The sequence below is a fragment of the Streptomyces sp. NPDC041968 genome, from assembly GCF_055589025.1.
The window spans coordinates 261,978-276,598 of record NZ_JBVJCB010000004.1 but is presented as its reverse complement, the minus strand read 5'-3'; the positions used below and the strand labels follow the sequence as shown (position 1 = coordinate 276,598).

Annotated in this window: 8 protein-coding genes; 4 read left to right on the top strand and 4 right to left on the bottom strand. The window is 75.2% G+C overall.

Annotated elements, in window-relative coordinates:
* The first annotated feature begins 23 nt into the window (after window positions 1-23).
* Window positions 24-1,067, top strand: coding sequence for a hypothetical protein (locus ACZ6EG_RS12225; RefSeq protein WP_391968514.1), 1,044 nt, complete (start codon window positions 24-26; stop codon window positions 1,065-1,067).
* 6 nt (window positions 1,068-1,073) lie between these two features.
* On the opposite strand, the gene ACZ6EG_RS12220 is transcribed toward ACZ6EG_RS12225, so the two are convergent.
* Together ACZ6EG_RS12220 and ACZ6EG_RS12215 are read right to left on the bottom strand one after the other, a co-directional pair.
* Window positions 1,074-2,699 carry an AMP-binding protein gene (locus tag ACZ6EG_RS12220; RefSeq protein ID WP_469603940.1) on the bottom strand — a complete coding sequence of 542 codons (1,626 nt, stop codon included), beginning with the start codon at window positions 2,697-2,699 and terminating at the stop codon, window positions 1,074-1,076.
* A complete protein-coding gene (locus ACZ6EG_RS12215) occupies window positions 2,696-4,369 on the bottom strand; it encodes an AMP-binding protein (RefSeq protein WP_469603937.1) in 1,674 nt (557 codons plus the stop codon). Before ACZ6EG_RS12215 ends, ACZ6EG_RS12220 begins: the two co-directional genes overlap by 4 nt.
* 123 nt (window positions 4,370-4,492) lie before the next feature.
* Between ACZ6EG_RS12215 and ACZ6EG_RS12210 the strand changes: the two genes are divergently transcribed.
* The 3 genes from ACZ6EG_RS12210 (at window position 4,493) to ACZ6EG_RS12200 (ending at window position 9,356) form a co-directional block, all read left to right on the top strand.
* Window positions 4,493-5,329 (top strand): helix-turn-helix transcriptional regulator, encoded by an 837-nt coding sequence (locus tag ACZ6EG_RS12210; RefSeq protein WP_391968517.1) that lies wholly within the window; start codon window positions 4,493-4,495, stop codon window positions 5,327-5,329.
* Between the two features lie 160 nt (window positions 5,330-5,489).
* Window positions 5,490-8,330 carry an ATP-binding protein gene (locus ACZ6EG_RS12205; protein WP_391968518.1) on the top strand — a complete coding sequence of 947 codons (2,841 nt, stop codon included), beginning with the start codon at window positions 5,490-5,492 and terminating at the stop codon, window positions 8,328-8,330.
* A gap of 237 nt (window positions 8,331-8,567) precedes the next feature.
* Window positions 8,568-9,356, top strand: coding sequence for a S1 family peptidase (locus ACZ6EG_RS12200; protein ID WP_356607262.1), 789 nt, complete (start codon window positions 8,568-8,570; stop codon window positions 9,354-9,356).
* Window positions 9,357-9,455: 99 nt separating this feature from the next.
* Here ACZ6EG_RS12200 and ACZ6EG_RS12195 read toward each other — a convergent pair whose 3' ends face one another.
* Entirely contained in the window at window positions 9,456-10,565 is a 1,110-nt protein-coding gene (locus ACZ6EG_RS12195; RefSeq protein WP_391968519.1) for a winged helix DNA-binding domain-containing protein, read from the bottom strand.
* An 88-nt stretch (window positions 10,566-10,653) separates the two neighbouring features.
* Window positions 10,654-14,442, bottom strand: a complete 3,789-nt coding sequence (locus ACZ6EG_RS12190) for an nSTAND1 domain-containing NTPase (protein WP_469603930.1) — start codon at window positions 14,440-14,442, stop codon at window positions 10,654-10,656.
* Window positions 14,443-14,621: the final 179 nt, after the last annotated feature.

Sequence of the window (14,621 nt, the reverse complement as noted above, 5' to 3'; positions counted from 1 at the left end):
TATGCGCGCCATCGGGAGCCAGTATGAGTCGTACCACCCCACCGCGGCCGCTCGACGTCGCCGCGCTCTTCCCCCAACTGGCCCCGATGGCACGCACGGCAACCCGGCTGCACCCACGCGCCGGGGCTCCGTCACCGCACGACAGCTCGGTCGGCGGGCCGCTGCTGTGGCCCGCCGGCGAGCCGTGGCCCCACTGCGACGGCCCGCACGAGTGGGACCAGGTGAACGAGCCCACCTCACCGGAGGACGTCCGTCTGCAGCGGAACATCCAGGCAGCCGCGGCAAGTCGAGCGGACGGCGTTCCCGGCGCGTCCGGGTACACGCCGCAGGAACGGGCGGTGATCGAGCGGATCAACGCCGGCCGCCCGTGGCCCGAGGGGCCGATCGCCATGCTGCCCGTAGCCCAGCTGTACGTGCGCGACATCCCCTCGCTGCGCTTGTCCGAGCATGCCGACGCCGATCTGCTCCAGGTACTGTGGTGCCCCTTCGACCACCCGGAACACCCGAGGACCGCGCTGTTCCGGCGGTCCGCCGCCGCGGTCACCGACGTCCTAGACACACCCCCCGAGCCGCCCGCGGTCCAGTTCTCCGGCTACGTGCCCCAGCCCTGCCTGCTCTCGCCGGAGGAGGTCGTCGAGTACCCCCACTTCCTGGAGCTGGGCAAGGAACTGCGGGAGCTGTTGGCGGACTGGAGCAGGTGGCAGGCAGCGGCATCCGCGGTGGACAGCGCCTACGCCGCGGCGCCGCAGGAGCTCTACATGGATCAGCTGTCCGTCTCCCCCGGCTGGAAAGCCGGTGGCTGGACCCGTTGGGGCCTCACCGACCCCATGCCCCGCTCCTGCTCCACGTGCGGCACCGCGATGGAGCCGCTGCTGACCATCGCCACGACCGAATGGAACCGCGGCACCAGGAGCTGGGCCCCGGAGGGGGACCAGGCCCGCGACCCCCTCCCCCCCGGCGTCCCCCCGGCGAACTACACCCGGATCGACCTCGCCCGAGGCTACGACCTGCAACTGCACGTCTGCCCGGTGTCCCCGGACCACCCCCACCTGGAGCTGATCCAGTAGGCCCCCTCAAGCGCCCGTCCCGTACCGCTCCCGCAGTTCGATCTTGCGCACCTTCCCGGACACGGTCATCGGGAAGGAGTCGAGGACCTGGAGTCGGCTGGGGACCTTGTAGTGGGCCAGTTGCCCGTCGCAGTACGCGCGCAGCTCCTCCAGGGTGGGCGGGTCGGCCGGGTCGCGGGGGACGACGCAGGCGAGGACCTCCTCCCCGTACCGCTCGTGCGGGACACCGACGACCTGGACGTCGGCGATCTCCGGGTGGGCGTGGAGGAACTCCTCGACCTCGCGCGGGTAGATGTTCTCGCCGCCCCTGATGATCATGTCCTTGATCCGGCCCACGATCTCGACGTAGCCGTCGTCGCGCATCACCGCGAGGTCCCCGGTGTGCATCCAACGGCCCTCGTCGATCGCCTCGGCGGTCCGCTCCGGCTCGTCCCAGTAGCCGAGCATCACGCTGTAGCCGCGGGTGCGCAGCTCGCCGGCCGCACCGCGCGGCACGGTCACGCCGGTCACCGGGTCGACGACCTTGACCTCGATGTGCGGCAGGACCCGGCCGACGGTGCCGGTGCGGTGTTCGAGGTCGTCGTCCATGCGGGTCTGGAGGGAGACCGGGGAGGTTTCGGTCATGCCGTAGCAGATCGAGACCTGCTCCATGTGCATCTCGGCGACCACCCGTTTCATGACCTCCACCGGGCAGGGCGAGCCGGCCATGATGCCGGTGCGCAGGGAGGTGAGGTCGTAGGAGGCGAAGTCGGGGAGGTTCAGCTCGGCGATGAACATGGTGGGGACGCCGTACAGGGACGTGCAGCGCTCCCGCTGGACCGCCGCCAGGGTGGCGGCCGGTTCGAAGGAGGGGGCGGGGATGACGATGCAGGCGGCGTGGGAGGTGGCGCCCAGGTTGCCCATGACCATGCCGAAGCAGTGGTAGAACGGCACCGGCAGGCACACCCGGTCCTGTTCCGTGTAGCCGACCGTACGGCCCACCCAGTAGCCGTTGTTGAGGATGTTGTGGTGGGAGAGGGTGGCGCCCTTGGGGAAGCCGGTGGTGCCGGAGGTGTACTGGATGTTGACCGGGTCGTCGCAGCTCAGCTCGGCCGCCGCGGCCGCGAGCCGGTCGTCCGGGACGGTGGCGGCGCCCGCGGTGAGCGCGTCCCAGGACGGGTCGCCGATCCAGACGGTCTCGCGCAGCTCCGGGCACCTGCCGCGGACCTGGTCCACGATCGCCCGGTAGTCGCTGCTCTTGTGGGACAGCGAGGCGATCAGCACGGTGATGCCGGACTGCTGGAGGACGTACTCCAGCTCGTGGGCACGGTAGGCCGGGTTGACGTTCACCATGACGGCGCCGATGCGGGCGGTGGCGTACTGGGCGAGGACCCACTCGGGGCAGTTGACCGCCCAGACGCCGACCCTCTCGCCCTTGGCGACGCCCTTGGCCAGCAGTCCGCGCGCCACCTCGTCGACGTCCCGGCCGAACTCGGCGTAGGTCCAGCGCCGCCCGGACGGGACGTCGACGAGGGCCTCGCGGCCGGGGTGGGCGGCGATCGCGCGGTCGAGGTTCGCGCCGATGGTGTCGCCGAGGAGGGGGGTCGTGCTGGTGCCGTGGGCGTACGACGGCTGTGCGGGGGGCGGGGTCATCGGAAGTCCTCCTCGCGGTACTCGTTCGCGGAGCCTGCGGCCGTGGCCTCGCGCAGCTCGATGCGGCGGATCTTGCCGGAGACGGTCTTGGGCAGCTCGCCGAACTCCAGGCGGCGGATGCGCTTGTAGGGGGCGAGGGTCCGGCGGGAGTGCTCGAAGAGGACCTTCGCGGTGTCCGGGCCCGGCTCCCAGCCCGCCGCCGGGACCACGTACGCCTTCGGCACCGCGAGGCGCAGCTCGTCCGGGGCCGGTACGACGGCCGCCTCGGCGACCGCCTCGTGCTCCAGCAGGGCGCTCTCCAGCTCGAAGGGACTGATCTTGTAGTCGCTGGCCTTGAACACGTCGTCGGCCCGGCCGACGTAGGTGAGGTACCCGTCCGCGTCGCGGGCGCCGATGTCGCCGGTGCGGTAGTAGCCGCCGGCCATCGCCTCGGCCGTGCGGTCGGGGTCGCCGTGGTAGCCGGTCATCAGGCCGACGGGGTTCTCGGAGAGGTCCAGGGCGATCTCGCCCTCGTCGGCGCCGGGGGCGCCGGTGACCGGGTCGAGGAGTGCGACGCGGTAGCCGGGGCTGGGGCGGCCCATGGAGCCGGTCTTCAGGAGCTGGCCGGGGCTGTTGGAGACCTGGACGGCCGTCTCGGTCTGCCCGAAGCCGTCCCGGACGGTCACCCCCCAGGCGCGGCGCACCTGTTCGATCACCTCGGGGTTGAGCGGCTCACCGGCGGCGACGACCTCGCGCGGCGGGGTGGCGAGCCGGCCGAGGTCGGACTGGATGAGCATCCGCCAGACCGTGGGCGGGGCGCAGAAGGTGGTCACCGCGGCCCGGTCCATCTCGGCCATCAGGCGGGAGGCGTCGAAGCGCGTGTAGTTGTGCAGGAAGACGGTCGCCTCGGCGTTCCACGGCGCGAACAGGTTGGACCAGGCGTGCTTGGCCCAGCCGGGCGAGGAGATGTTCAGGTGGACGTCGCCGGGCTTCAGCCCGATCCAGTACATGGTGGCGAGATGCCCGATCGGGTACGAGGCGTGGGTGTGCTCGACCAGTTTGGGCCGGGCCGTGGTGCCCGAGGTGAAGTACAGCATCAGCGGGTCGTCCGCGGTGGTCGGGCCGTCCGGGGTGAAGGCGTCGGGGGCGCGGTACGCGTCCTCGTACCGCAGCCAGCCCGCAGCGGTGGTGCCGCCGACCGCGACGCGGGTGTAGTCGCCGGGGACGTCGGCGAACTTGGCGGTGTCCTCGGCCCGCACGATCACGTGCCCGACCCGGCCGCGGTCGACGCGGTCGCGCAGGTCGGCGGGGCCGAGCAGCGGGGTGGCCGGGATGACCACGGCCCGCAGCTTCATCGCGGCGAGCGCGGTCTCCCACAGCTCGACCTGGTTGCCGAGCATGACGAGGATGCGGTCCTCGGGGCCGTCGCCCCACGCGCGCAGGCGGTTGGCGACCCGGTCGGAGCGGGCGGACATCTCGGCGAAGGAGACCCGGACCTCGCTGCCGTCCTCCTCGACGATGTGCAGCGCCGTGCGGGCGTTGCCCTCGGCGATGACGTCGAACCAGTCCAGTGCCCAGTTGAAGTTCCCGGGACGGGGCCAGGTGAAGCCCTCGTACGCGGCGGCGTAGTCCTCGCGGTGCTCCAACAGGAAGTCCCGTGCGCTGCGGAACAGCTCCGTGGCCGTCGTCATCCGTCCTCCTTCGTGCCGGACCTTGCCGGGCGACTGGCTGCCATCGTGTAATCCGTGATGCAGGTCTCACTACCCCCGAACGGGGGTGTGCGTCCCGGGACGGGCGCGAGGAGGGCGGAACGGGTGGCGGTGGACACGGCCGACGGGGTGGAGATCCGCAGGGCGCTGGTGCGGCTGCGGCGGACGACCGGGCTGCCGGTCGCCTTCGGCGGGCTGGTGGAGTCCGGGCGCCGCCAGGTCCGCATCAGCGAGCTGAGCGGGACCGCGACGGCCGCGCTCAGCGCCCTCGCGGTGACCTCCGGCAACGGGCTGGGAGGCAAGGCGGTGGCGCTCACGCGGCCGTGCGCGGTGAGCGACTACTCCGTCTCGCGGCAGATCAGCCACGAGTACGACCTCCCCGTCGCCGCCGAGGGGCTGCGCTCGGTGGTGGCGGTGCCGGTGGTCGTACGGCGCCGGGTGCGCGGGGTGCTCTACGGAGCCTTGCGCGCGGCCCAGCCGCTGGGCGACCGCACGCTGAGCGCGGCGGTGGAGGCGGCGCGGGACGTGGAGCAGACCCTGGTGCTGCGGGACGAGGTGGGCGAGCTGCTGACGGCGGCCCGTCCGCGGCCCGGCGACCGGGCGGACTCCCCTGGCTGGGAGCAGGTGCGCGAGGCCCATGCCGCGTTGCGCGCGCTGGCGCCGAGGATCGCGGATCCGGCGCTGCGGGAGGAGCTGTCGCGGGCGTGCGGACTGCTGGCGGCCGGGGGCGGGCCCGTACCGCTGCCCGCCCGGCTCGCTCCCCGGGAGGTGGACGTGCTGGCGTGTGTGGCCGCCGGGGAGACGAACGCGGCGGCCGCGGAGCGGCTCGGGCTGCGCCCGGAGACCGTCAAGGCCTATCTGCGCTCGGCCATGCGCAAGCTCGGCGCCCGGACCCGTGGAGAGGCGGTGGTTGCGGCGCGCCGGGCGGGACGGCTGCCGTAGACGGGGTGGCCTCGCGGGTCTTCTCGCGCCGCCTCTCGGATGCGCTCCCGCCGCCTTGTTGTGTCCGTCACCTCCTCGTCCCCCGGCGGTGCAGGGGGCCGTTGCCTAATATTGGCCGGGACACGACATGCGGGTGGGGCGCGGCGGACGGAGGGGGGCGGTGACCGTGCGACGGGACTTCGCGGGGTCCGCCGGATGCCGCTCCGACCTGGTCATCGGGCGGGAGGAGTCGTTCGGCGCGGCGCGTGAGCAACTCGCCCGCGGAGGGAGTGTGCTGCTGCACGGCCCCGCCGGAATCGGGAAGTCGACCGTCCTGCGGAGCCTGGCCGCGGAGTACGCGCACACGGCCCACACCGTGCTGCGCTGCTCGGCCACCGAGTCCGAATCCCATCTCCCCTTCCTCGCCCTCGCCGACCTGTTCGGTCTGGTGCTGGAGGAGGTCTCGGACGCTCTGCCCGCCGCGCAGCGCACGGCGCTGGAGTCGGCGCTCACCGGCCGCGGCGAGTCCACGCTCCAGCGCGACGGCCTGGCGCTGCGGCTCGCGGTGCTCTCCACGCTGCGCGCGCTCGCCGCGAAGGGCCCCGTCCTGGTCGTCGCCGACGACCTGCAGTGGCTCGACGCGGCCAGCGCCGAGCTCCTCGGCTTCGCCGCCCGCCGCCTGGGCGACACCCCGGTACGGATGCTGTGCGCGGTGCGGACCGAGGGTCCGGAGACGGAGGGCGCCGCGTACGACCGCCATCTGCGCGCGGCCCCGCCGGACACCCGCGCGGTGCGTCTCGGACCGCTGACCCGCGCCCAGGTCTCGGCCCTGCTCGACGACCGCGGCTACGTGGGCCTGCCCCGTTCCACGGTCCGTGACATCCACCGCACCAGCGGCGGAAACCCGCTGTTCGCGCTGGAGCTGGGCCGGGCGCTCGCGGAGAGCCCCACCGCGCCGCGACCGGGCGAGCCGCTGCCGGTGCCGACCTCGCTGCGCGCCCTGGTCCTGTCCCGGCTGGAGATGCTGTCGGACGAGGCCCGGCGCACCCTCCTGGTGGCCAGCGCCGGCGCCCGCCCCACCCCGGCCCTGCTGCACGCGGCCGGCCGGCCCCACGCCGAGGCCGAGACCGCCCAGGCGGCGCGGCTGGGGCTGCTGGCGACCGACCCGGAGGGACCCACCGTACGGTTCGCGCATCCGCTGATCTCGGCCGCGCTGTACGCCGAGGCCCCGGCGCCGGAGCGACGGGCCGCGCACGCCGCGCTGTCCACGGCTGCCTCCGACCCGATCGAGCGGGCCCGGCACCTGGCCCTCGCCACCACCGGCACCGATCCGCGGGTGGCCGCCCGGCTGGCCGAGGCGGCCGCGCTGGCCCGGGACCGCGGGGCCCCGTCGGTGGCCGCTTCGCTGGGGCTGCTCGCCGCCCGGCACACCCCGGCGGACAGCGCACCGGGACCGGACGAGCGCCGGCTCCAGGCCGCCGAGGACGCGATCACCGCGGGTGAGCAGGACCTCGCCCGGGACATCGCCCGCGAGGTACTGACCCGGGCCACCGCGCCCGGCGAGCGGGTCCGCGCCTGGATGGTGGTGATCGAGGCGGCCGGGCAGGCCATCGGCGAGGTCGACGCCGTCTTCCCGCAGGTCCTGGCCGACGCGGGGGACGATCCCCGGCTGCTCGCCCTGGTCCACTACCAGCTGGCCTGGCGCGGTCTGGTGGTGCAGGGGGACTTCGCCCAGGGCCGGGAGGAGGCCGCGCACGCCGCCCGGCTGGCGGCACGGGCCGGGGACCGGCGCACCGAGCTGCTGGCGCTGGCCTTCCAGGCGCAGGCCGAGACGCTGATGGGGCATCCGGACGCCCCGGCGACCATCCGGCGGGCGCTGGACGAGCCGCAGGACGAGCGGGTGGCGTGCCATCACAACGGGGCGGGTTCCTCCCGGTTCCGCTGGCTGGTGATGAGCGACCGGCTGGCCGAGGCACGGACCGCCGCGACAGCGCTGCTGCGCGAGGCGCGTCGGCGCGGCATGGCCGAGAGCGAGGTCCACTACCTGCGCTTCCTCGCCGAGACCGAGCTGCACTCCGGGCACTGCGGCCGGGCCCTGGAGCTGTCCCGGGAGAGCCTGACGCTGGCCCGGGACGCGGGCATCGGCGAAGGCGCGGGTGCGATGCAGGCCGCGCTCGCCGAGGCCGCCGGCGGGGACGTGGAACGGGCGCTGGTCCTGGCGCGGGAGGCGGTGCGGCGGGCCGAGGAGGACGGCGACGCGGTGTACCTGTCGCGGGCGCTGGCCGCGCTCGGTCACGCGAGTCTGGTGGCGGGCGACGCGGGGGCGGCCGTGCAGGCGCTCGGCCGGGTACGGGAGTTGGAGGCCGGTGCCGGCATCACCGACCCGGCGCGCGGCAGGTGGCAGGGCGACCTCGCCGAGGCGCTGGTGCGTACCGGGGCACCGGCCGAGGCGCAGGAGGTCATCGACGTCACGCGGGTGCACGCGCTGCGGCTCGGGCGCGGTGGGGTGCTCGCCGTGCTGGAGCGGGCCGAGGCGCTGGTGCGGGCGGCGCGGGGTGAACACCGGGCGGCGGTCGCCGGGTTGACGTCGGCGCGGGAGCGGCTGGCCGAGCTGGGCTACGGCCTGGAGGAGGCGCGGGCGGCCTTCGCGCTGGCGGAACTGCGGGCGGACCGGCCGGGGCGGGCGCCGGGCCCGGCCGCGTACGACGAGGCGGCCCGCCTGTTCCGGCGCTGCCGGGCGCTGCCCTGGCTGCGGCGGTTGGAGGCGTCGGTCGCGGCGCGGGCGGCGGTCCCCGCACCCGCCCCGGCCCTCGCGGTGCCCGACGGTCTGGCGGGGCTCGCCGCGATGGAGCGCCAGGTGGCCGCGCTCGTCATGGAGGGCGCGACCAACCGGGAGATCGCCGGCCGTCTGTTCGTCAGCGTCAAGACGGTCGAGGCGACCCTGACCCGCGTCTACCGCAAGCTCGGTATCCGCTCCCGGGTGGACATCGTCCGGCTGGCGGCGGGCCGGCGGGCCGAGTGACGCGAGGCGGGTGAGGCGGAGTCGGGGACGCAGAGCGGGGGAGGCGGGGCACCGAGGGGTGGCCGAGGGTTTTCCCTGCCCGACTCCCCTAGGGGCTTCCCTCATTGGGAGGTCCGCGCCGCCGGTCCTAGCGTGAGCACGTGCCGCTCGCCCGGGCATACGGGGGTCTGTCCCGAGATCCCCGTGTCCACCCCCCACCCCGTGCGACCCCCCACCGGCAACCCCTTGAGGAGACTCATGTTCGGGCTCACCCGCGCCAGATCGACCGCCGCCGCCCTGGCCACCGCCGGCGCCGCGGTCACCGCGTTGCTGGCCGCGCCCTCCGCCGTCGCCGCGCCGCAGCCGATCGTCGGCGGCTCGACCACCACGACGAGCGCGTACCCCTACGTCATGCAGGTCACGGACGCCTCGCAGAACCAGTTCTGCGGTGGCACCCTGGTCTCCCCCACCAAGGTCGTCACCGCCGCGCACTGCATGGTCGGCGAGAGCACCCGCAGCGTGCGCGTGGTCGGCGGACGCACCTACCTGAACGGCACCAACGGCACGGTCGCGCAGGTCAGCCGGATCTGGATCCACCCGGACTACACCGATGCCACCAACGGCGACGACGTCGCGGTCCTGACCCTGTCGCGGTCGATGCCGTACACGCCGGCGAAGTACGTGTCCGCCTCGGACACCGCCGTCTACGCGGCCGGCACCACCGCCCGCGTCCTCGGCTGGGGCACCACCCGGGAGAACGGCTCCTCCTCCAACCAGCTGCGGACCGCGACCGTACCGGTCGTGTCGGACACGAGCTGCCGCGGCTCCTACGGCTCCGACTTCGTCGCGAGCGACATGGTGTGCGCCGGACTCCCCTCCGGCGGCGTGGACACCTGCCAGGGCGACAGCGGCGGACCCCTGGTCATCGGGGGCGTCCTGGCGGGGATCACCTCCTGGGGCGAGGGCTGTGCCCGGGCGGGTTACCCGGGTGTCTACTCCCGGCTGACCACCTTCTCGGGCCTGGTGACCGCGCAGGTCACCTCCTAGCCCGATCCGGAACCGCCTGAGTACCCCTCAGGCAGCAGACCGGGGGGCGTTGCGGGCCTCCACGAGCGGCCCGCAACGCCCCCTCTCCATCTCTCCGTGTCAGTCGCCGCGTACGGTCCCCTGCCGGACCTCGTACGCCGTCCCCGGGTGCAGGGTCGCCAGCATCCGCAGCCCCTCGGTCGCGACCTCGTCCCACCGGGCCTTGGCGAGGCGCTCGAAGGGCTCGACGACGAGGACGTCGTCGGCCGCCTTCCACAGCCCGGCGACGAAGCCGTCGACCATCAGGACGCGGTGCGCCACGTTCTTCGACCAGGTGCGGCCCTTGTGGGCGGGCGGGACGAGGCGGGTGCGGTCGGCGTGGGAGAGGAGCAGGTTGTCGAACTCGGGCAGGAAGCGGGGCGGGGCGGGGGTGTCCGGGTCGGGGCGGGGCGCGCCCGGGAGGTCGAACAGCTCGGTGCCGTCCGGCGCCCGGAAGGTGACCAGCCGGGGACGGAGCCGCTCGAAGGCGTCCCGCAGCCGGGTCAGGCCCGCCCAGGTCTGCATGTCCTTCACGGAGGCGGGTCCGAAGGCGGCGAGGTAGCGGAGCACGGTCTCGTCCGGAGCGGGAGCCGGCCGGGCGGGGCGGCCGAGCCAGTGCTCGGCGGTGGTGAGCACGACCTGTCCGCTCCGTCCCCACAGGCCGCGCGGTGTCACCTGCACGAGCGGGAGCCGGCAGCGGGCGGCGACGGCCAGGGCCTGCGGGTCGGCGTCCGGCCACCGGGCGAGGAGCGCCTCGCGCAACTGGCCCATGGTGCGCGGCTCGGCCTCGACCAGCTCACGGGCGAGGCCGGCGAGCCGGTCCAGGTCGACGCCCACGAGGCCCTTGCGGAAGTTGCCCAGCTCCCGGTCCCGGGCGGCCTGCACCAGCGGACGCAGGGTGAGGCAGTCGTCGGCGGTGTGGGTGTGGATGGTCGAGCGGAGGGTGACCAGGCGGGCGACCCGGCGGTCGGCCATCGCCGCCGACAGGTCCTCGGGCGTGAAGCCGTCGAGGCGGGCGGCGAGCGCGTGGTACGGGGGTTTCACGTTCTGGGCCTGGAGCCCGACGAGGTGCGCGACGGCGGCCTCGGCCGGCATCGACGCGCGGCGCAGCAGCAACTGCCGTGCCAGGGTGGCGCGGTTGAGGGCGCGGATGTCGAGGACGGGGGCCGCCGCGGATGCCTTGGTCGTCATGCCGTGCACGGTAGCGGGCGACGCGGACGGGTCGGACGGGTTCGGTCCGCGAGCGCGGGGCGCCGCGGCAGGCCCGCCCGCCTGCTGCTCAGGTGTCCTGGCAGGTGGGGCGGTAGGCGAGCTGCGGGAGGATGTCCTGCCAGGTGGCGGGGGTGAGGTCGCCGCCGGTGCGGTCGCAGATGTGACGTACCGTCCGTTCCGTGTCGAGCGGCCAGAGGCGGACCGTCAGGTCGTTGCTCGCGGAGGCGAGGGTGTCGCCGCCCGGGTGGAAGGCGACGGAGGTGACCGTCTCCAGGTGGCCGGTGAGCTCGCGACCGAAGGGCTCGGCCCGGGCCGGGTCGGCGACGCTCCACAGGCGTACCGCGTGGTCCTCGCCGCCGCTCGCCAGGGTGCGGCCGTCCTGGGCGAAGGCCACGGACGTGACGCCGCCGCGGTGCCCGGCCAGCGGCTCGCCGAGGGGACGGGCCCGGCCGGGGTCGGTGACGTCCCACAGCCGTACCGTGCGGTCCCTGCCTCCGGTGGCGAGGGTGGGGCCGTCCGGGGCGAACGCCACGGAGTTGACCCAGTCCCCGTGGGCGGTGAGCGGCTCGCCCAGCGGACGGCCGCGGTTGCGGTCGCTGACGTCCCACAGCCGGGCCGTCTTGTCCTGGCTGCCGGAGGCCAGGGTCCTGCCGTCCCGGGCGAAGGCGACGGAGGTGATCCAGTCGGTGTGGGCGACCAGGGGCGCGCCCATGGGCCGTACGTCGTCCGGGCCGCGTACGTCCCACAGCCGGATCCTGCCGTCCGCGCCGCCGGTGGCGAGGGTGCGGCCGTCCGGCGCGAGGCCGACGGCGAGGACGCCGCCCGGGTGCGCGTCCGGGAGGGTGGCCGCGGGGGCGGGCCGGGCCGGATCGGAGACGTCCCACAGGCGTACGGTGCCGTCCTCGGCGCCGGCGGCGACGGTGCGGCTGTCGGGGGTGAAGGCCACGGACAGGACGGCGGCCTCGTGGCCGGTGAGGTGACGCGGCAGCGGACGCGGGTGTCCCGGCCGGCGGACGTCCCAGAGCCGGACGAGGGCGTCGTCCGTACTGGCGGCGGCGAGCAGGCGGCCGTCCGGGGCGTACGCCACGGAGGTGAGCGGGTTGGTGAAGTCGGTGAGCACGTTCTCCGGCAGGTGCCAGACGCGGACGCTGCGGTCGGTGCCGGTGGTGGCGAGGGTGCGGCCGTCCGGGGCGAACGCCACGTCCCCCAGGCCCTCCGTGTGCCCGGTCAGCGGTTCGCCGATCTGCTGCGGGTACTCCGGGTTGGCCACGTTCCACAGGACGACGGTGTCGTCCTGCCCGGCGGTGGCCAGCGTGTGCCCGTCGGGGCTGAAGGCCACGGCCCACACGGCGGCCGAATGCGCGGTGAGGGGGTCGCCCAGCGGGCGCGGGCCCTCCGTCGCCGAGGCGTCCCACAGGCGCACCGTCTCGTCGTAACCGGCGGTGGCCAGGGTGTGCCCGTCCGGGGAGAACGCCACCGACCAGACGGCCTCGTCGTGCGCGCGCCGCGCCTCGCCGATCGGGACGGCCCCGTCGGCGCCGCCCAGTCGCCACATGCGCACGGTCCCGGTGTGCCCGGCCGTGGCGAGGGTGCGGCCGTCCGGGGCGAAGGCGACGGCGCGGACGCTGCGGGGGTCGGCGGCCACCGGTTCGCCGATCGGTGCGGGCCGGGCCGGGTCGCGTACGTCCCACAGCCGTACGGTGCCGTCGTCGCCGGAGGTGGCGAGGGTGCGGCCGTCCGGGGAGAAGTCGAGGGACACGACGGACTCCCCCCGGTGGCTGACCAGGGGCTGCCCGGCGGGCCGCGGCCGGTCGCCGTCGCGGACGTCCCACAGCCGGATGCCGCCGTCGTGGCCGGCGGCCGCCAGCAGTGCGCCGTCGGGTGAGTAGGCCACGGCGCCCACCGCACCGCCGTCGACGCTGAGCGGCTCGCCGCGTTGCCGGCCCGTGCCCGCCGGGTCCCACAGCCGGACGGTGCCGTCGTGGCCGCCGCTGGCCAGCGTCCTTCCGTCGGGGGCGAACGCGACGGCGCTGCCGATGTCCTCGTGTCCGGGAAGCCGCTTGGACAGCACCCGGCCCGCGTCCGTGATGAGCCGGGTCCGCAGGTCCGGGGTGGAGCGCATGCCGAGGGCGGCGACGTCGAGCCGGGCGGTCAATGCCGTGTTGGTGCCGCGCAACCGGTCGGCCTCCGCGGTGATCCGGCCGAGCACGGCGTCGTCCCGCTCGGCCCGGGCGGTGTCGCGCAATCCGAGGGCGACGACGGCGGTGACGGAGGTGACGATCACCAGCAGGACGAGCGCCGCCGACAGACCGCGCCGCAGCCACAGGGCGCGGTGGCGCCGGCGGGTCGAGGCGTCCAGGAACTCACGCTCGGCGAGGGTGAGTTCCGCACTCCGGTGCTCCTGCGCGAAGGCGTCGCGGGCGGCGGCCAGGCGCGAGCCGGCGTAGAGGGCGGCGCTCTCCCGGCCGAGGGCCAGCCAGGTGCGGGCCGCTTCGGAGAGCGCCCGGTGGACGCGCAGCCGGTCCCGTTCGGCGTCGATCCAGCCGCGCAGCCGGGGCCAGGCCGTGATGAGGGCCTCGTGGGCGAGTTCGACCCTGCCGTCGTCGAGGGTGAGCAGCCGGGCCCCGACCAGCCGGTCCAGCACGGCACGGGTGCCGTCCCGGTCGCCGAGGTCGAGTTCGGCGTGCCCGGCGGGCCGCCGGGTGTCGGGGGTGCCGTCTCCCGGGGCGACCAGCCGCAGCAGGACGCGGCGGGCCAGGCCGGCCTGGGTCGCGGTGAGTTCGCCGTACACCTCCTCGGCGGTGCGGACGACGGCCCCGCGCAGCCCCCCGGCCGCCTCGTAGGCTGTCTCGGTCAGGGTCCGGCCGGTGCGGTGCCGCCAGGTCTCCAGCAGCGCGTGCGACATCAGCGGCAGTCCGCCCGGGGCGCCCTCGACGTCGTCGAGCAGTCGCGCGGTCAGGGCGCGTTCGACGACCAGTCCCGCCGCGGCGGCCGGCCGGACGACGGCTTCCCTCAGCTCCTCCCGGCTCATCGGGCCGACCAGCAGGGTCGCCTCCTGCAACGCGGCCGTGAGGCCGGGGTGTTCGGCGCACCTCCCCAGGAAGTCGGCGCGTACGACGATCACCACCCGCAGTGGGCCCTCCAGGGCGGCGGCGAGCAGCCGGTCGACGAAGGCGGCGCGCTCGGCCGGGTCGGCGCAGAGGGTGTACAGCTCCTCGAACTGGTCGACGATCAGCCAGGTGTCCGCGTCCGTGTCCGGTACGGGGTCCAGCCGCTCCGCGTGGGTGCGCAGCGGGTCGGCGCCGGGCGTGAGGACGCGCACGGCGGCGGGCGGCGCGGGGGCGTCGGGGCCGGCCGCGGGTGCGCGCAGGCGAGGGATCAGGCCGGCCCGCAGCAGGGAGGACTTGCCGCTGCCGGAGGGGCCGAAGACGGCGGTGAAGCGGTGTCGTCGGGTCAGTTCGGTCAGGCGGTCCACCAGCCGGTCGCGTCCGAAGAACAGGGCAGCGTCGTCGGGTTCGTACCGGGTCAGGCCCCGGTAGGGCGGGCGCGCGTCCTGGTCGGCGGCGGCGAGGGCGGCGGCCTTGGCGCTCGTCTCGCGCCAGCGCCGTTCCCACTCCTCGGGGTCGCCGCCGCACACGTCGACGTAGGCGAGGGTCACCGCGAGTGTGGGGAGCTGCCGTCCGGCCGCGGCCTGCGAAAGGGCGGTCACCGAGAAGGGGACCCTCTGCGCCATCGCCCGGTACGTCGGACGCCCCGCCGACTCCCGCAGGGCGCGGAGTTCGGCGGCGAACCGCTGCACCGGTCCGGCCCCCGGGTCCAGCCCGCGCTCACGGCGCCCCACTCCCCGTCCGCTCACGTGTCCCCGCCCGCCCCGTCGTCGCTCTCGGTCCCCGTCCGGGCGCCCACGGTAGGGAGCCGCCGGTGGGGCGGCAAGCGGGGTGAGGGGTATCGGCGGGTGGCGCACGGGGAGTTCACGGTGCCTTCACCGCGCTCGCGCATCCTGCGCTGCCGGTCACGTCGTTCCGCATTGTTCAG